General features: G+C 54.1%; 18 protein-coding genes. 8 read left to right on the forward strand and 10 right to left on the reverse strand.

The annotated features are described in order from the left end of the window. Positions 1–15: 15 nt before the first annotated feature. From VB780_RS28750 to VB780_RS28770, 5 genes are all read right to left on the reverse strand, one after another. Positions 16–762 carry an alternative oxidase gene (locus VB780_RS28750; protein WP_323354624.1) on the reverse strand — a complete coding sequence of 249 codons (747 nt, stop codon included), beginning with the start codon at positions 760–762 and terminating at the stop codon, positions 16–18. Between the two features lie 34 nt (positions 763–796). Further along, complete coding sequence (locus VB780_RS28755) at positions 797–1,147, reverse strand: cupin domain-containing protein (protein WP_323354625.1); 351 nt, start codon at positions 1,145–1,147, stop codon at positions 797–799. A gap of 71 nt (positions 1,148–1,218) precedes the next feature. Further along, positions 1,219–1,701 (reverse strand): hypothetical protein, encoded by a 483-nt coding sequence (locus VB780_RS28760; RefSeq protein WP_323354626.1) that lies wholly within the window; start codon positions 1,699–1,701, stop codon positions 1,219–1,221. A gap of 251 nt (positions 1,702–1,952) precedes the next feature. Continuing rightward, positions 1,953–4,355 (reverse strand): phosphoketolase family protein, encoded by a 2,403-nt coding sequence (locus tag VB780_RS28765; RefSeq protein WP_323354627.1) that lies wholly within the window; start codon positions 4,353–4,355, stop codon positions 1,953–1,955. 4 nt (positions 4,356–4,359) lie between these two features. Beyond that, positions 4,360–4,944 carry a hypothetical protein gene (locus VB780_RS28770; protein ID WP_323354628.1) on the reverse strand — a complete coding sequence of 195 codons (585 nt, stop codon included), beginning with the start codon at positions 4,942–4,944 and terminating at the stop codon, positions 4,360–4,362. Between the two features lie 1,075 nt (positions 4,945–6,019). On the opposite strand from VB780_RS28770, the gene VB780_RS28775 reads away from it, so the two are divergent. The 7 genes from VB780_RS28775 (at position 6,020) to VB780_RS28805 (ending at position 10,045) form a co-directional block, all read left to right on the forward strand. After that, positions 6,020–6,319 carry a hypothetical protein gene (locus VB780_RS28775; protein WP_323354629.1) on the forward strand — a complete coding sequence of 100 codons (300 nt, stop codon included), beginning with the start codon at positions 6,020–6,022 and terminating at the stop codon, positions 6,317–6,319. A 5-nt stretch (positions 6,320–6,324) separates the two neighbouring features. Beyond that, positions 6,325–6,666: a hypothetical protein gene (locus tag VB780_RS28780; protein ID WP_323354630.1), complete on the forward strand. Its 342-nt coding sequence runs from the start codon at positions 6,325–6,327 to the stop codon at positions 6,664–6,666. Then, the gene (locus tag VB780_RS28785; protein WP_323354631.1) at positions 6,647–6,961 is read left to right on the forward strand and encodes a hypothetical protein; all 315 of its coding nucleotides are present in this window, start codon (positions 6,647–6,649) and stop codon (positions 6,959–6,961) included. The genes VB780_RS28780 and VB780_RS28785 overlap by 20 nt, the downstream gene beginning before the upstream one ends. A gap of 451 nt (positions 6,962–7,412) precedes the next feature. Next, a complete protein-coding gene (locus tag VB780_RS28790; protein ID WP_323354632.1) occupies positions 7,413–8,174 on the forward strand; it encodes a DUF305 domain-containing protein in 762 nt (253 codons plus the stop codon). Between the two features lie 167 nt (positions 8,175–8,341). Then, positions 8,342–9,094 carry a tetratricopeptide repeat protein gene (locus VB780_RS28795; protein WP_416349275.1) on the forward strand — a complete coding sequence of 251 codons (753 nt, stop codon included), beginning with the start codon at positions 8,342–8,344 and terminating at the stop codon, positions 9,092–9,094. 83 nt (positions 9,095–9,177) lie between these two features. After that, positions 9,178–9,570 (forward strand): metalloregulator ArsR/SmtB family transcription factor, encoded by a 393-nt coding sequence (locus tag VB780_RS28800; protein ID WP_323354634.1) that lies wholly within the window; start codon positions 9,178–9,180, stop codon positions 9,568–9,570. A 91-nt stretch (positions 9,571–9,661) separates the two neighbouring features. Next, entirely contained in the window at positions 9,662–10,045 is a 384-nt protein-coding gene (locus tag VB780_RS28805; protein WP_323354635.1) for a DUF302 domain-containing protein, read from the forward strand. Between the two features lie 94 nt (positions 10,046–10,139). Here VB780_RS28805 and VB780_RS28810 read toward each other — a convergent pair whose 3' ends face one another. Together VB780_RS28810 and VB780_RS28815 are read right to left on the reverse strand one after the other, a co-directional pair. Beyond that, on the reverse strand, positions 10,140–11,039 hold the full coding sequence (locus tag VB780_RS28810; RefSeq protein WP_323354636.1) for a cation diffusion facilitator family transporter: 900 nt from the start codon (positions 11,037–11,039) through the stop codon (positions 10,140–10,142). Between the two features lie 159 nt (positions 11,040–11,198). Next, the gene (locus VB780_RS28815; protein ID WP_323354637.1) at positions 11,199–12,038 is read right to left on the reverse strand and encodes a CPBP family intramembrane glutamic endopeptidase; all 840 of its coding nucleotides are present in this window, start codon (positions 12,036–12,038) and stop codon (positions 11,199–11,201) included. Positions 12,039–12,258: 220 nt separating this feature from the next. Between VB780_RS28815 and VB780_RS28820 the strand changes: the two genes are divergently transcribed. Beyond that, positions 12,259–14,235, forward strand: coding sequence for a heavy metal translocating P-type ATPase (locus VB780_RS28820; protein ID WP_323354638.1), 1,977 nt, complete (start codon positions 12,259–12,261; stop codon positions 14,233–14,235). A 44-nt stretch (positions 14,236–14,279) separates the two neighbouring features. Here the strand turns inward: VB780_RS28820 and VB780_RS28825 are convergent, their stop codons facing one another. From VB780_RS28825 to VB780_RS28835, 3 genes are all read right to left on the reverse strand, one after another. Further along, positions 14,280–17,249, reverse strand: a complete 2,970-nt coding sequence (locus VB780_RS28825; protein ID WP_323354639.1) for a cation-transporting P-type ATPase — start codon at positions 17,247–17,249, stop codon at positions 14,280–14,282. 132 nt (positions 17,250–17,381) lie between these two features. Continuing rightward, entirely contained in the window at positions 17,382–17,765 is a 384-nt protein-coding gene (locus VB780_RS28830; protein ID WP_323354640.1) for a DUF302 domain-containing protein, read from the reverse strand. A 218-nt stretch (positions 17,766–17,983) separates the two neighbouring features. Beyond that, positions 17,984–18,772, reverse strand: coding sequence for a permease (locus VB780_RS28835; RefSeq protein WP_323354641.1), 789 nt, complete (start codon positions 18,770–18,772; stop codon positions 17,984–17,986). Positions 18,773–18,858: the final 86 nt, after the last annotated feature.

An 18,858-nucleotide genomic window follows, 5' to 3' on the forward strand; every position in this document is an offset into this window, starting at 1 on the left:
CTATCTCCTTGGAAATTACGCTATTTGGACAGGTTCTTTTTCTGCTTCCCGTATGATTTGCGCGGTTTGCAACTCAATCGCGGCTCTTACCGATTCTGGAAGTGCAGGACGATTTTCTGCGTGGGGGCTTTGGAATGTCTCTTTGGCTTCAGGCTGTTGGCACGCAATCATCGTCTTGACGTGCTCTAATTCATCTTCGCGAACGGCAACAAAGACATCGTAGAGATTCTCAATCTGAGGACGGCGAAAGGCTTCTGGATGCGTTGTTTGAAATTCATCGAACATATACAAGTCGCCATCTAGATAGTAGTTAATTGCTACTTTTGGTGCAGGCATCTGTTTGAGTTCTTCACCGTGTTCTTTTAGAAATAGATCATAGGTGTGATAGGCGTGCTCTTCAACCTGCTGCATGAAGTTGTAGGCAGCAGAGGCGTTTAGCATATAGACTAAAACAATGATCCAGTAGTAAATCAATCCTCCGAACCGGGCAAGGTAGCGATCATACCAGCGATCATTGCCACCGAGGGATTCGGCAATCAGCAGATGGTGTAGTTCATTCCAGGACTCTGCAAAATGAACTTTTAGCCAGTCAGATTTGCGCCACCACCCCATTGTTTCATAGAGGTGTAAAACGGAGGTGAAAGCAAAATAGGGTACGCGGGCAACAGTTTCCAATACAAAAAATCGGGCGAAGACGCGATCGCGACCCTGGTAAAAGGTATTCAACAAGGCTTCCAAAAAATTAACGAGGAGTCGAATCATGATGATAGTTTCCTGATTTTTTGGAACGTTAAGGTCAATGATTGGAGCCAGTAACCGGTTCAGAGAGCGTCAATAAAAAGGCGAGGTTAATTGCTGCTTTGAGCGCGTGGCGTGCGTTGGCGGGTATAAAAGCAAAGACTCCAGATTCCAGAACAATCTCTTCATCTTCCAGCATCAGCACGCCTTGTCCCTCAATTACATTCACCGTCGCATTGCGAGGATTAGTATGTTCTGCAATGGTCGATTCTGCCGCCAGAGACATCAGCGTATAGCGACAGTTTTTATCTTCTAGCAGAATCTTGCTCTTGGCTCCAGATTGAGGATACTCAATTACATCAGACCAATTAGTTTTGGTTGTTTTTAATGACAGTATAGCTGTGCTCATAGCGTTGGCCTTTTATGGTAGGGAGATGGACGTAAACGGTGAAAATGCTCATGGACGAGCTTTTCTATTAGCTATGGAAAAACAATTTTTGAAATCGGCGCATGGCCCAAGAAAATATAGGCAGCCGGTCTGAGTACGCTTTCAGAATAGACAATCTTTTGAATGGCTAGACTGGGCGCACGTTTGGCGGTGGCGTTGTAGGTAGCGATTTCCCCTTTTAGGCTGAAATCGCTTTGGGTTTGGTAGTGGTCATTGTCATGCAGTCCCTGAAAGATAAAACCATAGATGGGGTTAAGTCCCATGGTTGTGTCGTAATTTTCGGCAGATACCCAGAGATGACTTTGCTTGATATCAGCAAACATCTCTGCGGCATTGTCATAGCGCTCGTACCATGAAAACTCTAGGTTGAGTGGGGTATTCTGAAACTCCCCCCAGAGCCAATCACACAATTCTGCGAGTGTTTCATCAGAAATTTCGGCAGGGTCGCTTTCTAGGTATAATTTGGCCAATGTTTCGACCTTAGAAATCGTTGTCACTTCTTGAATAGGGGGCATATTATCTATTTCCTCTAGAGCCTTCTTATCTTCGATATTGCGATCGGCCTGGATTAGGACTTGTATAGTGGTTTCTGATTGTAAGTGGATTAGATTTAGCTCAACTTGGTCGTTGGCAGAGTCTGAGATTCGTCTCTTTAGCCGGAATGAAATTGCTTAATTACGTTCCCCTACTTAACCTGAAAGATCAGAATCTCACCGCCGTTTTCTTCCTTCAGGTGAATGGGGATTTGGGCTTCCCTTCCCTTGTTTCAGGTCGGTACAGGCATTTTTTCCGCCGCTAGTGTTGCTTGCCGCGTCAACCCCGAACTCCATGTCCAGTGGCGGATTTCTGGCAAGTCTTGACCGTGCTGGTGGATGTATTGTTTGTGCTCAATTAGCTTGGCCTGCATCGCTTGATTTAGGTCGGCCCCCTGAGCGCCCAGAGAGGGCAGACGATCAATCGCATCCATGACCAAATGAAAGCGATCGAGGTCGTTCAGTACGGTCATGTCAAAGGGCGTGGTGATTGTGCCCGCTTCTTTGTAGCCCCGCACGTGGATGTTGGGGTGATTGGTGCGGCGGTAGGTGAGCCGATGGATCAACCACGGGTAGGCGTGGAAGGCGAAAATCACCGGCTTGTCTTGGGTAAAGAGGTCATCAAACGCCTCATCGCTGAGTCCGTGAGGATGCTCGCTTTCCGGTTGCAGGCGCATCAGGTCAACGACGTTGACCACGCGGATGTTTAAGTCAGGCAGATGCTCCCACAGGATAGAGACAGCGGCTAGGGTCTCTAGGGTAGGCACATCGCCACAGCAGGCCATGACCACGTCAGGTTCGGTGCCACCGTCGCTGCTGGCCCAGTCCCAAATACCAATGCCTGCGGCGCAATGGCTGACGGCTTCGTCCATCGTGAGCCATTGCGGGGCTTGATATTTGCCCGCAATTACCACATTGACGTAGTGGCGGCTGCGCAAACAGTGATCCCAAACCGACAGCAGGCAGTTGGCATCGGGCGGCAGGTAGACGCGCACGACGGAGGCTTTTTTGTTGACAACGTGATCGATAAACCCTGGGTCTTGATGGGTAAAGCCGTTGTGCATTTGCTGCCAGACGTGGGAAGCCAGCAGGTAGTTTAAAGATGCAATCGGTCGCCGCCACGGTAGCTCTGCCGTCACCTTTAGCCACTTGGCGTGCTGGTTAAACATCGAGTCGATGATATGGATGAAGGCCTCGTAGCAGTTAAAGAGGCCGTGCCGCCCGGTGAGCAGATAGCCTTCTAGCCAGCCCTCACACTGGTGCTCGCTCAACATCTCCATCACCCGACCATCGGCGGCGAGAAATTCATCATTGGCCTGGGTTTGGGCATCCCACTGGCGATCGGTCACCTTAAACACGGCATTCAAACGGTTAGAGAGGGTTTCATCGGGGCCAAAAATTCTGAAATTGCGCTGCTCCTGATTGAGGCTGACTACATCCCGCAAAAACACACCGAGTTCGTGGGCATCGGCAGCCTGCACCGCTCCGGGAGAAGGTACCGTCACTGCATAGTCGCGAAAGTTAGGCATAACCAAATCGCGCAGCAGCAGCCCGCCATTAGCGTGGGGATTGGCCCCCATACGGCGATCGCCTTTGGGCGCTAATTCCGCCAGCTCCGGGTTCAGTCGGCCTGACTCGTCGAAGAGTTCGTCGGGGCGATAGCTTCTGAGCCAGTCTTCTATCAGCCTCAGGTGTTCGGGATAGGTGGCTGGGTCGGAGAGCGGTACCTGGTGGGCACGAAATGTGCCTTCGATCTGCAAACCATCGACCCATTTTGGCCCCGTCCAGCCTTTGGGGGATCGAAGCACGATCATTGGCCAGCGGGGGCGGGTCGTGTGACCTAGAGCGCGGGCTTCATACTGAATGCGCTGAATGTCTTCCACTGCCCGATCAAGGGTCGCTGCCATGGCTTCATGCATCAATGCTGGCTCATGGCCTTCGACGTAATACGGTGTCCAGCCGTTGCCCCGCAGCAATTGATCTAACTCTTCCGGCTCAATGCGAGCCAGGATGGTGGGGTTGGCAATCTTATAGCCGTTGAGGTGAAGAATGGGCAGCACTGTGCCATCGGTGGCGGGGTTGAGAAACTTGTTAGAGTGCCACGCCGTCGCCAGCGGGCCGGTTTCTGCTTCACCATCGCCTACGACACAGGCCACGATCAGATCGGGGTTGTCGAACACTGCCCCAAAGGCATGGCTGAGAGAATAGCCCAACTCGCCGCCTTCGTGGATCGAACCGGGGCACTCCGGTGAGGCATGGCTGGGGATGCCGCCGGGAAACGAAAACTGCAGAAAAAGCTTTTGTAGCCCGGCCTCATCCTGACTAATGTCGGGATAGACCTCGCTGTAGGTGCCCTCTAGGTAGGTATTGGCCACGACCGCCGGACCACCGTGGCCGGGGCCGGAGACGTAGATCATGTCGAGATCGTATTGTTTAATCACCCGGTTGAGATGAGCGTAGATGAAGTTCTGCCCAGGGGTGGTGCCCCAGTGCCCCAGCAGCATGGGTTTTATGTCGGCCAGCGTGAGCGGGCGCTTGAGCAACGGGTTATCGAACAGATAGATTTGCCCCACCGACAGGTAGTTAGCGGCGCGCCAGTAGGCATCTATTTTTTGGAGAAGGTCTGGAGAAACCATAGGGTTATAGCTCTGGGGTGTCCGCAGCCGTTTTGGCATCTTGTCTGGCTGCGATCGCCTCTAGAGTGGCCTTTTCAGCTTCTTCCATCGTCGCCATGGCTAAGAAAATGGCGGTATTGGCATAGCTTTCCGCTTGGTCGGCCCGCTGCTCAAGTTTTGTGACCTCGCGGCGGGTCTTCCAGTCTTCAACCTGCGATTTCACCTCGGCTTCTTTCGCGTCAAACTGAGTTTTGAGCTTGGCCCGATACTCCTCGAACTCCTGCTTCTTGGCGTCTAAATTACTCTTTACTCCGTCCAGTTTTGATTGAATTTCAGCCTGCGTTTCCTTAGGAATAGATTGAATGCTTTTTCGCAGAGCTTTTGCTCGCTCTTCAATCGCCTCTAAACGGTCGTGCAGCTGGTTGGTAAAGTTATCAATTGCAGCGCTCATGATCGGCTCCTTCTTGGATATGGCTGAACTATCTAGGTTTTGATCATGCCCAAATCCCACCTGGCTTAGAAGCCTGAGGTTTTGCTCACCCAAAATTCTTCTACTATGGCGGTTGTGCTTCTCGCAGGATGGAGAGCCGAAAAAGACTGCAAAGTTCATCCCTCCATTCTGCGAGAAGCTAACTACGCCATGGGGGAGAGGAGTTAGGAACAAAATTATACTTTCAACTTAATTTATTGCTAGTGTCGGGCGTATCCGTCAAGAGGAAGATTCATTAGTGCCGCGAAATAATCTTTACATTTCTGCTAGCGATAGAGGTCAATTTAGCTATTTTAAATCTGAGCCACGGCTGTTTTATTTACTGAGTGAATTGGTTGATAATGAGAGAAGCTGTAATCTAACGATGGCCTCTAATCATTTTCTCAGTGGATTCGCATTGAACTGGCAGGTGTACCTCATGTGTTCAGGAACCGCTATAGATGCTATTCGAAGAACTATCCGATCAAGTCTGACTTATTCTAAATAAGGCTAAAACCGTGAACCGCCATAGACCATTGAATTGGCTAAAATCGCCTGAGTTTAATATACTTATATTTTCGTTTTTTCTGTCTTTCTTTTGGGAAATTCAGCAAATGTGGTTTTATCAAATTCCGGCAGGATACTCCCACTTTGATATAGTCCGAAATTGCACCCTCGCTACAGTCGGAGATGTCGTAATTATGTTGATTGCATTTTGGGTCGTCGCAACTCTATCAAAGTCTCGTCAATGGTTACGTTACCCAAGCCGTAGCCAAATGAGTGTTTTTATCCTTGTGGGAGTGGTCATCACCGTTGTCATCGAAGCCTTGGCCACTGGCCCCCTCAATCGGTGGTCCTATACTGAGTCCATGCCAACAATTCCGATTTTAGGCACTGGGTTAGTACCATTATTGATGTGGATTCTAGTGCCTCCGCTTACCATTTGGTTTGCCAGGCGTCAAATGCGATGACTCCACGGGAGAAATGCAAGAGTTACTGCGGCATAACCGCTGATCGACTGCAAAGGGGCAACCCTGGAGCAAGAAATTCGGCAGGCTACTGCCCGTAAACCATGCTAGAAACCTACCGCACGAGTTGGGCCGCCTGCCCCTTAGACAATCTATCCGGCGTTAAAGTGTGCAATCTCATTCAAGAGTTGGGCGAGGCCCTAGGCTGAATGTATAGTGCAGCCCTTCTGTAGACAGATATCCTAACCATGACCTGGTTTGAACGATCGCAGCCGCTGCTAATTCTGCTTTCGGTGCTGCTGGGGCTAGGTCTGGCGCTGATTGGCGATGTTGGTGCCCTAGCAAGCCAGCTCATTACATCGCTGTTGATGGGGATGCTGTACACGGCGTTTTTACCGATTCCGCTGCGGCACCTGGGCAAAGCCTTTGGCAACTACCGCGTCGCCCTGGCGAGTCTGGCGGTGAACTTTGTCTGGATGCCCCTGCTGGCCTGGGGGGTTGGGCGCTGTTTCTGCGAGATGCGCCCGATTTGCGGGTGGGCCTGCTGATGCTGATGGTGACCCCCTGTACTGACTGGTATCTGGTGTTTACCGGCATTGCCAAGGGCAATGTCAGCCTTGCAACGGCGCTACTACCGCTGAATTTTGTCTTGCAGATGGTGCTACTGCCCGTCTATCTGGCCCTGTTTGCCCAGGCGCTGGTCTCCCTCGATCTGGGAGTGTTGGTAGGCAAAATAGCTACCGTTCTGCTTATTCCGCTGGCGTTGGTGCTGCTGTCTCGATACGGCATGGGCTGGCTCAAGGAGCTAACCTGGCTCCATCAAAAGCTGCCGCAGGTGGCGATCGCCCAACTCCTCTGTTTGAACCTGGGCGATTGTGGCTATCTTTGCTGCTGAGGGCAAGGCGTTACTTCAGCGTCTAGATCTGCTGCTGTGGTTGCTGTTGACCATTGGTTCGTTTTTTGTGATTAATTTTGTGCTGGCTCAGTGGCTGGGGCAGCGGTTGCGGCTGGCATATCCCGAGGTAGTCTGCCTGACTTGCACGACCCTGGCGCGAAACTCTCTGGTGGCGCTGGCGCTGGCGGTGGCAGCAGCGGTCTTTAACGATCGCCCCCTGATTGCCCTAACCCTGGTCATCGGCCCGCTGCTAGATCTGCCGATTATGGCACTGGTGACGCAGATACTCTTGTGACTCCGCCCTCAAACTTCTCGCGTTTTTTAAACAAACTTACAATTATGCTTTTCTGGGTACTGGCCCCTTGTCCTCTCAATCTAACTTTCTTGTGTATACACAAATCTGTCTCGACTGAATTGCTCTCGTTCAATCCCCTAACCCCCCTTAAAAAAAGGGCATTTAATTCCCCTTTTTTTAAGCTGCCCCCTTGAGGAAAGGGGGCTTTATTGGGACATCCTAATCGGTTGAATTTTTGGAGGTTATAGCGGGCATTTGGTTTAAGAAGAGATGTATGGCAGAATTCATAATTATCACATCTAACCCTTGCTGGATAAAGGTTTTAGGGCTTTTGGCGTACTCTATATTTATGAAAACTGCTATATGCCCCTTTTTTATCACTTTAAGCAGAGAAGCCACCTAACTAAAAGGCCTACACTGAAAGTACGCGCTTCAAGGAGGTAATCCTACTATGCGACAGTCCACTAAATCTTTTGCTGCGATCGCAGGTCTCAGCGCTGCGATCGCAGGTGTTGCGGCGATTCCTTTTATTTCCTTACCTTCCAGTGCCAACCCACTACAGCAGCCTGGACATTCCAGTTGGCAAATGCCGATGAATTTGGGCCAAATGACCATGCACCGAGGCGAACCAGGACATGGGCCGGGGCACCCAGGCGGTCGGGGGCAAATGCCTATGAACCAGAACGGGGTGCAGGGGCATCACGGGCAAATGATGCACATGATGCAGGCCAATAACGAGTTTGAATTCTTAGGCCTGATGATTCCTCACCATGAGGAAGTCATTGCCACCGCTCAACGGGTGCTGGAGTACAGCGATCGCCCTGAGATGCGAGAGTTTGCTCAAAATATCATCGACGTGCAAACAGCCGAAATCGAGCAGATGGAAGCCTGGCTAGGCGATTGGTATCCTGGTCAGGACACCAATCGTACCTACGCTCCCATGATGCGTGACCTTAGCCAGCTCGAAGGAGATGCCCTCGATCAGGCGTTTTTAGAAGACATGATCATGCACCACATGGGGGCTGTGATGATGTCGCAACGCCTGGTAGACCTCGGTCTGGTCGAGCACCAGGCAGTCCAGCCTTTTGCTCAAAATATTGCCGATACCCAGCGGCAAGAGATCTGGCAGATGCAAGCTTGGTTGCAGGACTGGTATGGAGTCGCAGGGATGCCAATGGGTAACGGCATGATGCCTTGTGGAATGCCCCACTAAATGCTCGGATTCATGGGGCTAGCTCAGCTTGTAAAGCTTCATAAGGCTCCGGTTTGGAGCCGTGCATAGGCCTTACGGTACAGACTCACGGTTAAGACCCATAGCTCAGTAGTGCGGTTAGGAGAGAAGCCATGCAGATCCAGAGAATGTTAGCGGTAGCTCTAGGAATGGCCCTTGTGGTCGCTCATGGAAGTGCCGTGGGGATGCGGTCTGCCTATGCGGTGGAGCAAGCTGCCGTCAACCTCCTAAATCAAGGCCGACAGCAGGCGGAGCAAGGGGAGCTAGAGGCAGCGATCGCAACCTACAGCCAGGCGATTCAAGCCGATACCACAAGTGCTGAGGCCTATTTCCATCGCGGCATTGCCTACCACGACCTGGGCGATTATCAACTTGCCATCGCTGACTTTTCCAGAGCGCTTCAGCTTCGCCCCGACCACCCAGAAACCTTGTACAACCGGGGAGAGGCCCACGCTCACATGACCAATGCCGAGGCGGCGATCGCCGATCTGACCCAAGCCATTGAGCTAGCCCCTGATGTTGTCCAGCCTTACCTAGATCGCGGCCTTGTCTTGGCCGCCACCGGCAATTTACCCCAGGCCCTGAGCGACCTAGACTCCGCGATTGCCCTGGCTTCAGACAACGCCGATGCCCACTACAACCGGGGCAAAATCTATACCGAACTGGGCAATGGCGAAGCTGCCCTCTCAGACTTCAATACTGCGCTCCGCCTCAATCCTGAGCTGGCTGAAGCCTATGGCAATCGCGGTATTTTGCAGTACCAGCTCGGCGACTCTCAAGCCGCCATGGCCGATTTGCGCCAGGCGGCGGCGCTGTTTCAGGCCGAGGGCGACAGCCAAGGCTATCAGCAAACCCTGTACTTCATACAGCAGGTGCAGCAGGGAAGCGAGCAAGCCCCATAAGACCAATGCCTTCAATCCTCTGAGCAGATGTTCAGTGGTAACGATTCTCAGTATCATAGAGAAAAAGCCAGGGAACCCAATCGATGGCTAATTCTCGTTCTACAGAGACCTCCACCATTGAAGTGGCTGACGCTCTTAGCTGTGACGCATCGCTGGTGCATTTAGACAATGTGCGCCAGGTGCAACCCGAGGTGCTAAGCACTGCACAAGCTCAGAGGATGGCAGAGTTTTTTAGCGCGCTTTCCGATCCCCATCGGCTCAAGCTACTGTCGGCCCTAGCCCAGCAAGAACTTTGTGTGTGCGATCTGGCCGCTGCGGTGAAGATGGGTGAATCGGCGGTGTCCCATCAGCTTCGGGTGTTGCGATCGCAGCGTCTAGTCACCTACCGTCGCCAAGGCCGCAATGTCTACTATGGCCTGGCCGACGATCACATCATGTCCCTTTACCGGGAAGTGGCCGAACATCTGGATGAGTGACGTAATCTCTCTTTTGAAGGTTATCGAGTCACGGTGACTTCACTATGATCTACAGATAAAAAGGCTCACCCTCGCTCTCAGGTAAATATTTATGTACTACATAGTCAAAACGGCAAAGCCCTTTGAGCAGGCCGCCACCGACCTTGAATTGGCCGTTAAGCATTATGGCTTTGGCGTTCTCCATATTCATGACCTTGGGGCAACACTGCGTAGCAAAGGCCTTGAGTTTGAAGAGCAGTGCAAGGTGTTTGAGGTTTGTAATCCGCAGCAGGCAGCAGCCGTCATGGCAACGGATATGCGGCTGAACATGGCATTACCCTGTCGGATCTCGGTCTTTACCGAAAAAGGTACAACGAAGATTGGCTTGATTAAGCCTGCTCAGATGCTTGCAGCCCTGGCCCAGGATCCGGAGTTAGCTCGAATTGCTGAAGAGGTTGAAGAAAAAACTATTCAGATGGTTGATGAAGCAAAATAAATGAAAGCACTCTTCCACAGTTGTTTGAATGCGGAAGAGAGGTGATGAAAACAGTTTTAGGCAGACTAGCGAGGCCAGTCAAAACTCAAGCAGGCTAACGTTCCAGGGCTTGGTCTGCCCACGACACAGGGTCTTCTAAAGGCTCCAAATGGGTAAACACAAACGTGCCGGGTAGCGATTGGGCGATCGCCAGCTCAATTGCTTCACAGAGGTCATGCCCCTGCTTAACTGTCCAATTACCTGGTACCAACACATGTAGCGAGACAAACCGCCGGGCACCGGCCACCCGAGTTCTTAACGCGTGAAATTGAATTCCCTCAGCCTCAAAAGGCTCCAACGCATCGGCAACAATTTGGCGCTCCTCAGCCGGTAAGGCGGTATCTAACAGGCCCATCCCCGTTTCGCGCAGTAATCTCAGCCCCGCCCAAATAATATTGGCCGCGACAACCAAGGCAATAATCGGGTCAAGAATTAGCCAACCAGTAATGGGAATTAGAATGACCCCCACGCCTACCCCCACCGATGTCCAGACATCGGTCAGTAAGTGGTGTGCATCTGCCCGCAGGGTAATAGAGCGCAGCCGCCGACTGGCCCGCAGCATAACGAAAGCCAGTGCCCCATTGATCGCCGTTGCCACCAGCGATAAGGCTAAGCCAATGCCCACCTGTTCTAGGGGTTGGGGGTCAAACAGACGACCCCAGGCCGCAAAGGCAATGCTGCCCGCCGCCACCAAAATCAACACCGCCTCGACACCGCTAGAAAAATATTCCGCCTTGAAATGCCCAAAGGCATGCTCGTCATCGGGCGGTTTAGCCGCAAACGTCACGGCCCAGGTCGCGACGATCGCAGCCACCAGGTTCACCACCGATTCAGCAGCATCAGACAGTAATCCCACCGAGCCCGTCAACCGATAGGCTGTGGTTTTCAGCAAAATCGTTAAAACAGCTGCCCCAATAGAAAGCAGCGTGTAAAATCGAGCCGAGCGGTTTTCCATGGTGAGTCTTTAATGCAGCAGAAATGCCAAACCCTACCGAGTAGCCTACAGCAGTTAAACGCTAGTAAAGTTGGCCGTGTTTGACTCGCAATAGGCTAGTGCGGGGACTCAGCCATTCGCTACCAACCGTAGGACTTCTCAAACGGCTTCTAACAATAGTTAACTAACATCTCGCCATGGGGAAGTGCCTGGGACGTACCTAATACCTGCACTAATCAGGGCAAGAAACAGGACTCCCATAGCTCCGGCTAGAGGGTTTTGGTTCAGACCCGTCACCCATTCCGGCACTCGCTCGGTGTAGATCGCCAAATCGCCTACATCGATCAGGTAATAGCCCGCCACCAGCCCCCCATGCAGCCCAATAGCCAGTCCTAGGCGTCCGGCAGTGCGCTGACGTGCCCAACCCAGAGTTAGCCCCAGCAGCAACAGGCCCGGAAAGCTAGGCAGCTCTTTTACAATGGCCTCCCAGGGTTTGATAAAGTGCAGCGCCCCATAGATCGTGCCGCTGGCCCACAGGGCCGGGGTAAAGCCCCAGTCGTAGCGCAGTTCATCCAGTAGCCAGCCGCGAAAGAGCAGTTCTTCAGCCAGACCAACACCTAGGCCTAACAGCAACCCTTCCAGGACAATTCGCCCTAGGTTTGGCGGTGCCGGTTGCCAGGTGAGCCAAACCAACCCGCCCTCCAGGGTAAACAGCAGCGCCAAGCTCACCAAACCCACGACTACCCCAATTACCAGCTCTCGCCCATGGCGGGCCGATGCCCCCAGCCCGTGGGTGCGCAGCGGTTGAGCTTGTCTATGCACGCGGCGACCCCATGGCACCAGCCAAACCATGAACAAGACGTAGAGCAAAACTAAGGGAATAACGCTAAGAGAGCCATCGGTGCCCAGCCATGCGTAGAGCGGCAGGGCGATGGGCACCCAAATCAGCGCTAGCAATAGCAGAAAGCAGAAAATTCTTACTGGAGCAGGATAGCGAACCAGCTTATGCAGTTGAATCATGCCAAAGGTGCCAGTTTAACCCGCGCGCTGGGCGTCATACATGGCTTTTAGACCAACCCAGGGTCAACCCAGTTGCCGTCGTTTCAGCATCCAGCGGAGGTGAGAGACAGTGTCTTAGACCCTTCGATTGCTGCAAACAACAAGCGTAATTTAACAGAGCACATCGTGTATTATCTGAATAATAATTCAGATGTTCAGTAGGCACTTGCCAGGTATCCCTGTGGCAGACTCTCACTCTCATACTTGTTGCGACAGCCCCGCCCCAATCCCCAAGGCTGAGGTGGCCGCCCATGACGACTGCTGTGGGTCTGACCGCAGCCATGATTCAAATGACTTCAACCTACGGCAAGAGTTGACGCCGATTGCGATCGCTGCCGTTCTCTTCCTCACCGGGCTAATTTTCAATCAGCGGCTGCACAACACCCCCTACGCCATCGCCGAATATGCGGTGTTGATTCCGGCTTACCTAATCAGCGGCTGGAGCGTGTTGACCACGGCGGGGCGCAACATCTTGCGGGGGCGCATCTTTGACGAAAACTTTCTGATGACGATCGCAACCCTGGGAGCAATCGCCATCCACGAAATTCCCGAAGCCGTGGCGGTAATGCTGTTCTTCCAGGTGGGAGAACTGTTTCAGGGTTACTCGGTGGGGCGATCGCGCCGCTCGATCAAAGCCCTGCTAGAGATACGGCCCGACACCGCTAACCTCAGCATCGACGGCAACATTTGCGCAGTTGCCCCCCAGACCGTGGGGGTTGGGGATGTCATTGTGGTGCGCCCCGGCGAAAAGGTGCCCCTGGATGGCAACATTCTGGAGGGCAAATCCCTGGTCGATACCTCCGCCTTGACGGGCGAATCGGTGCCCCGCACCGTTGCCCCTGGCGAAACCGTGCTGGCCGGGATGATCAACCAATCTGGGCTGCTCACAGTGCAGGTCACCAAGCCCTTTGGCGAGTCGTCGATTGCCAGAATTTTAGAACTGGTCGAAAACGCTAGCAGCAAAAAAGCCGACACTGAAAAATTCATTACCCGCTTTGCGCGGTATTACACCCCAGTGGTGGTGTTTCTGTCCCTAGCGGTGGCGATTTTGCCGCCCTTGCTCATTGAGGGAGCAACCCAGGCCCAGTGGACCTATCGCGCCCTGGTGCTGCTGGTGATTTCCTGCCCCTGCGGGTTAGTGATTAGCATTCCCCTAGGCTACTTTGGCGGCGTGGGTGGTGCCGCCAAACGCGGCATTTTGGTCAAAGGCTCAACTTATTTAGACACCCTGGCCCAGGTAAAAACGGTTGTGTTCGACAAAACCGGCACCCTCACCCAGGGCAACTTTCGCGTGACGGATGTGGTGACTCACAACGGCCTGAAGAAGCACCAACTACTGAAGTTAGCCGCTCAGGTCGAGTCGCAGTCCAACCATCCGGTAGCGCAGTCGATTCGTCAAGCCTACGGGCAGACCGTCGATACCTCCGGCGTGCAAGACTACGAAGAAATTGCCGGTCATGGCATTCGCGCCACGGTGAACGGTCGCGCTGTCTTGGCGGGCAATGATCGGCTGCTACACCGCGAAGCCATTCCCCACGATGTCTGTGTAGTAGACGGTACGGTGGCTCACCTGGCCGTGGATGGCGAATATAGTGGCCGCATCATCATTGCCGATGAGCTGAAAGAGGATGCGGTCGAAGCCATCCGGGCGCTCCATGCCCAAGGCATTACCACCGCTATGCTAACTGGCGATAGCCAGTCGGTGGCCGACAGTATTGCTAAGCAACTCGGGCTCGACCAGTATCGAGCTGAACTGCTGCCCGAAGACAAAGTAGAGGCATTGGAGGGGTTCCTCCATCAAGCCAAGCAAATCAAAGGCAAAGTCGCTTTTGTCGGCGACGGCATTAACGACGCCCCAGTCATTGCTCGGGCCGATGTGGGCATCGCCATGGGCGGACTGGGCTCCGATGCGGCGATCGAAACCGCTGACGTGGTGATTATGACCGATGCGCCCTCAAAGGTGGCCGAAGCGATTCAAATCGCCCATAAAACCCGGCGGGTAGTCTGGCAAAACATCATTTTTGCCATGGTGGCAAAGGCTGCTTTTATTGTTCTTGGCACGTTAGGCATCGCGACGCTTTGGGAAGCTGTATTTGCCGATGTGGGCGTGGCTCTGCTCGCCATCTTAAATGCGGGTCAAATTATTCGGAACCCCTAAAGGATCGTTGCACAAACTGAGCTGCTATTGTAGCCGTCAGGCGGCTAGTGATTAAGCTGTTTTAACGGGAGTGCCGAGGGCCATCTGCGAAACACAGCTTTTCGCAGCTCTTCGGCCCCCAGCACGAGCGGTGGGCAACTGAGCAACAGCAGCCAATGCCCGCGGGTGAGGGGGGCGGTGGTAAACACATCCCTCAAAAAAGGGACGTAGATCAAAACCAGTAGCGTAATGCCTTCGACCCCGATGCCAATCCACAGCAGGCGGTTATTGAACCATTGGAGTCGAAAGGCCGAAACCCATTCAGATCGGCAGGCAAACAGGTTGCCAATTTGGCAGGCCACGATCGCCGCCAGGGCCATCGTCGTGGCCTGCCAATAGATCGCTGTTATAGCAGGGTCAGCAGTGCGGGCCAAAATCATGGGTGTTACCGCCTGTAGGTCGGCCAGATTATAGCCATGGCTCCACCAAACCAGGGCAAACCCCAACATTGACAGCACGGCTTCTATGACTCCGAGAAACCCGTAGGCTCTGAACAGCAGTGATCGGTCGAGCAGAAACGCATTTTTAGGCCGGGGCGGGCGGCTCATCAGGCCGGTTTCTGGTGGTTCTGCCCCGAGGGCCAGGGCAGGCACCATGTCCGTGCCCAAGTCCACCGCCAAAATTTGCAAAATGGTCAGCGCTGGTGGAATTTTGAACACCGCCATGGCCAAAAACGGCGTGATCTCTGGAGTGTTAGACGCCAGAATGTAAGTCATGAACTTGCGGATATTTTGGTAGATAGCGCGCCCCTGCTCAATGGCGCTGACGATAGTGGCAAAGTTGTCGTCGGTGAGCACAATGTCGGCGGCTTCTCGGGCCACATCGGTGCCGTTTTGGCCCATGGCAATGCCCACGTGGGCGGCGCGCAGGGCCGGGGCATCGTTGACGCCATCCCCCGTCACAGCGACGATTTCGCCCATGGCTTTATAGGTCTGCACCAGGCGTAGCTTGTGCTCGGGCGACATGCGGGCAAACACCAGCGATGAGCGATAGGTCAGCACCTGGCGCAGTTGGGCGTCAGACAGGTGCCCCATGCCGTCGCCCGTCACCACCCGCACCTGATCGTGGGGAGCGCTGGTGCCGTTGCCCACGAGGCCGATTTTGCGAGCGATCGCCTCGGCGGTCAGCCCATAGTCACCGGTCACCATGGTGACTTTGATGCCAGCGCTGTGGCATTGGGCGATTGCCTCAGCGATGCCATCTCGGGGCGGGTCAAACATGGCCACCAGCCCGATGAAAATCAGCTCTTGCTCTAGATCTTGAGTGGGCAGGGTCAAAAATGCCTGATCGCCCCGCCGGGCCGCCAGCCCCAGCACCCGAAAACCCTGGCTGGCCAGACCATCATTGGCGGCGATCACCGCATCGCTCTCGGCCTTGGTCAGGGTCTGAACTCTGCCGTCGCGCAAAATCCACTGGCAATGGCGCAGCACCTCCAGGGGGGCACCCTTGGTGATCGCCACCTGGGGCAGGGCATCGGTCCACAGGTCGGCCGATCGCCAGTCGAGCACCACGGTCATCATCCGGCGGCGAGAGTCGAAGGGCATTTCTCGGAGGCGGGGAAGCTGGTGTTGCAGCGTGGCCAAGTCGAGCTCGCCCTTGGCGGCGGCCACTAGCAGGGCGGCTTCGGTGGGGTCGCCAATCTCTTGCCAGCGGCTCGGTGACGGGTGCACCAGCCGGGCATTGGAGCATAGGCAGGCCCCTATCAGCAGCAGGCGCACCTGCCAGGCGGCGGTGAGATCGGCGGGCAGGTGCACGGTGCCACTGGTGGGGTCGTAGCCTACCCCCGTCACCTCGATCAGGGAAGGCGAAACCTCTGGGGTAGCGACCGGAGGATGGCCCTCGGCCCCAGCGGTCTCGGGTTGCCAAGGCACCCAGAGGTAGCGCACCGTCATTTCGTTTTTGGTCAGGGTGCCGGTTTTGTCGGTGCAGATCACCGAGGTGGCGCTCAGGGTTTCGACCGCAGACAGCCGCCGCACCAGGGCGTTTTGCTTGGCCATGCGCTGCACCCCCAGGGCCAGGGCCAGGGTGACGGTGGGCAACAGCCCCTCAGGCACGTTGGCGACAATAATGCCGATCGCAAAGATAAAGCTCTCCGTCACCTCCATGCCGATTAGCACGTAGCTGAGCAAAAACACGAAAATGCCCATGGTGATGGCGATCGCGGTGATGATCCGCACGATCCGCGCCACCTGAATTTCAAGGGTGCTGGGCTCTCGTTTGACCACGGCGGTGAGGTGGGCCACCTGGCCAAATTCGGTCTGGGCTCCGGTGGCGTAGACCACGGCTACCGCCCGCCCCGCCGCCACGGTGCCCCCTGCCAGCACCAGGTTGGCAATTTCGGCGGGGTTAACCGCCTCTTGCAGGGGGTGCTCGCCAGGGCCGGCCAGGGGTTTGCCCGCCCGCACCGCTACCACCTGCCGCAGCCGCACGGGGTGAGCGTTGCGGGCCACGGGCAGCGATTCGCCGGTGAGCACCGAGACATCGGCAGAAAAGTTTTCTGCTGACACGAGGCGGGCATCGGCAGAAATGCGATCGCCCTCCTCCAGCTCGATCACGTCGCCCCGCACCAGCTCCCGTGCCGGCAGCTGCTGGAGAGTGCGATCGCGGTAGACTTTGACCTGCATGGGCAGTACCTGCTTCAGCGCCGCCAGTGCCCGCTCAGCCTGAAACTCTTGCCAAAAGCTAAAAATGGCGTTGATTAAAATCACGGCCCAAACGGCCCAGCCTAGGGCAGGGGTGCGGGCCACAAAGGCCAAGCTGCCCGCTACCCACAACAGCAGCGCCATGAAGTGGGTAAGCTGATCGGTAAACTTCAGCCACAGGGGTCGGTGGGTGGGGGTGGGCAGTTCATTGGCCCCAAATTGCTCTAGGCGCTGGGCCGCCTCCCGGCTAGAGATGCCTTGGGGCGTAGTGGCCAGCGATTCATAGACCGCCTCAACGGGTAACGTCCAAACCGGCTGGTGCAGCGATGCCATGGTCTCTATACCTTTTCCCTAACAGAATGTTGATGAGAAATGGGCGTAATTTGAATGGCGTTAATGCCCAGCTTTTTCGAATACCCCAGCCGCGTTTTCTTCACTACAGGGCTGGGCACGATTTGCGATCGCTCAGATTGCAGCATCAACCATCTGAATGGTCTTTTCCTCAACCGCCTGGGCAACCTGCGCCAGTTCTGAATTTTTTGACAGGGCGGCAAGCATTGGCCCTGGTCTAATTAGGCCAATCTTGGTGGTGCCCTTCTCTGTAAACACTGAGATACGACAGGGCAACGCCATGTTTAGAAGCAGATCAGCCGCTAATACCTGGGCAGCCTGTCCTGGATTGCAGACTTCAAACACCTGACAGCTTTCGGCGAAGTCAATCCCTTTGCCGCGCAGAGTAGCCCCTAAATCGTGGATGTGGAGCAGCCCGAAGCCATGGCTTGTCACCGCTGCCGCCAGGTCTTTTACTGCCTGGTCAAAAGTTTTGGGGGTTTCGACAATGTAGTACATGTAATGGCCTCACCAGAGAAATATCTGATACGGTTTTGCAACTTTTTACGTATGACATCAAAGTCACCCAACTCAACTAAATCACTCTAAGAAATAACCAATAGACCGTCAAAATTTTTTAGAGAAGGAGATCTTTGGGAGTTAATTCATCGCTGGCTTCCTGTGTGGACTGGATTATTTTCTTGATTACGGTAAATTTTTACACCAAAAAATTCAATTCAACTAAGTATTGCATTGAACATGTAGCCGATACTGATGATGCCAACCGTCATCAGACTAATAAATACTGTCAGTAGCTGAGGTCGCAGAACTTTCTTGAGAATCACCATTTCAGGAAGCGATAGTGCTGTGACAGCCATCGTGAAGGCTAAAACTGTACCCATCGCCATTCCTTTATTGACTAGTGCTTCAGTAATGGGCATAACACCCGCAATGTTTGCGTAGAGAGGTACGCCCAAGAGCACTGCAATCGGCACGGCTAAAGGATTATCTTTGCCTGCGAAGCGGGTGATGAATTCTGTTGGCACATAGCCATGGATCCCCGCACCGATCGCAATCCCAATTACCACATAAAGCCATACTGATCGCACTATTTCAGCCGCCTGAAATCGGCCCTGCTCAAGCCTTTGACTCCAGGTCAGGGCTTGAGGTTCTAACATGCCGCTATCATCTAGGGCACCTGCTCGACCAGAGCGTTGTAGCTCCCAAACAAATGGCTCCACCCATTTCTCTAATTTGAGGAGCCCAATGATATATCCAGAGGCGATCGCTAACCCTACGCCAAAGCCGATATAGATCAGCGTCACCTTTAGTCCAAACAATCCCCACAAGAGAATGACCGCTACCTCATTGACCATAGGTGCTGCCATAAGATAAGAAAAGGTCACACCTAAGGGCACACCCGCTTCTAAAAAGCCGATGAATAGGGGAACCGCAGAGCAAGAACAGAAAGGAGTTACGATTCCGGGTAGTGGACTAACGTAAAGGGTAGAGAAAAACCAAGGCATCGTCGTCGCATTGCTAGATTCTGAGGGAGTAGGTCCCATGACAATCGAGATGACCTGTCCAACCTGTGGGTCTCACGACATCTCCA

It is taken from the genome of Leptolyngbya sp. CCNP1308 (assembly GCF_034932455.1).
Classification (GTDB): domain Bacteria; phylum Cyanobacteriota; class Cyanobacteriia; order Phormidesmidales; family Phormidesmidaceae; genus Nodosilinea.

Bases quoted from the DNA above. Each gene is read 5' to 3' on its own strand.
- VB780_RS28825 (WP_323354639.1), bottom strand. From the start codon at position 17,249: ATGGCATCGCTGCACCAGCCGGTTTGGACGTTACCCGTTGAGGCGGTC.
- VB780_RS28775 (WP_323354629.1), top strand. From the start codon at position 6,020: ATGACCTGGTTTGAACGATCGCAGCCGCTGCTAATTCTGCTTTCGGTG.
- VB780_RS28815 (WP_323354637.1), bottom strand. From the start codon at position 12,038: ATGATTCAACTGCATAAGCTGGTTCGCTATCCTGCTCCAGTAAGAATT.
- VB780_RS28765 (WP_323354627.1), bottom strand. From the start codon at position 4,355: ATGGTTTCTCCAGACCTTCTCCAAAAAATAGATGCCTACTGGCGCGCC.
- VB780_RS28805 (WP_323354635.1), top strand. From the start codon at position 9,662: ATGTACTACATAGTCAAAACGGCAAAGCCCTTTGAGCAGGCCGCCACC.
- VB780_RS28800 (WP_323354634.1), top strand. From the start codon at position 9,178: ATGGCTAATTCTCGTTCTACAGAGACCTCCACCATTGAAGTGGCTGAC.
- VB780_RS28760 (WP_323354626.1), bottom strand. From the start codon at position 1,701: ATGCCCCCTATTCAAGAAGTGACAACGATTTCTAAGGTCGAAACATTG.
- VB780_RS28780 (WP_323354630.1), top strand. From the start codon at position 6,325: ATGGTGACCCCCTGTACTGACTGGTATCTGGTGTTTACCGGCATTGCC.
- VB780_RS28795 (WP_416349275.1), top strand. From the start codon at position 8,342: ATGGCCCTTGTGGTCGCTCATGGAAGTGCCGTGGGGATGCGGTCTGCC.
- VB780_RS28755 (WP_323354625.1), bottom strand. From the start codon at position 1,147: ATGAGCACAGCTATACTGTCATTAAAAACAACCAAAACTAATTGGTCT.
- VB780_RS28810 (WP_323354636.1), bottom strand. From the start codon at position 11,039: ATGGAAAACCGCTCGGCTCGATTTTACACGCTGCTTTCTATTGGGGCA.
- VB780_RS28770 (WP_323354628.1), bottom strand. From the start codon at position 4,944: ATGAACTTTGCAGTCTTTTTCGGCTCTCCATCCTGCGAGAAGCACAAC.
- VB780_RS28830 (WP_323354640.1), bottom strand. From the start codon at position 17,765: ATGTACTACATTGTCGAAACCCCCAAAACTTTTGACCAGGCAGTAAAA.
- VB780_RS28750 (WP_323354624.1), bottom strand. From the start codon at position 762: ATGATTCGACTCCTCGTTAATTTTTTGGAAGCCTTGTTGAATACCTTT.
- VB780_RS28790 (WP_323354632.1), top strand. From the start codon at position 7,413: ATGCGACAGTCCACTAAATCTTTTGCTGCGATCGCAGGTCTCAGCGCT.
- VB780_RS28835 (WP_323354641.1), bottom strand. From the start codon at position 18,772: ATGCCTTGGTTTTTCTCTACCCTTTACGTTAGTCCACTACCCGGAATC.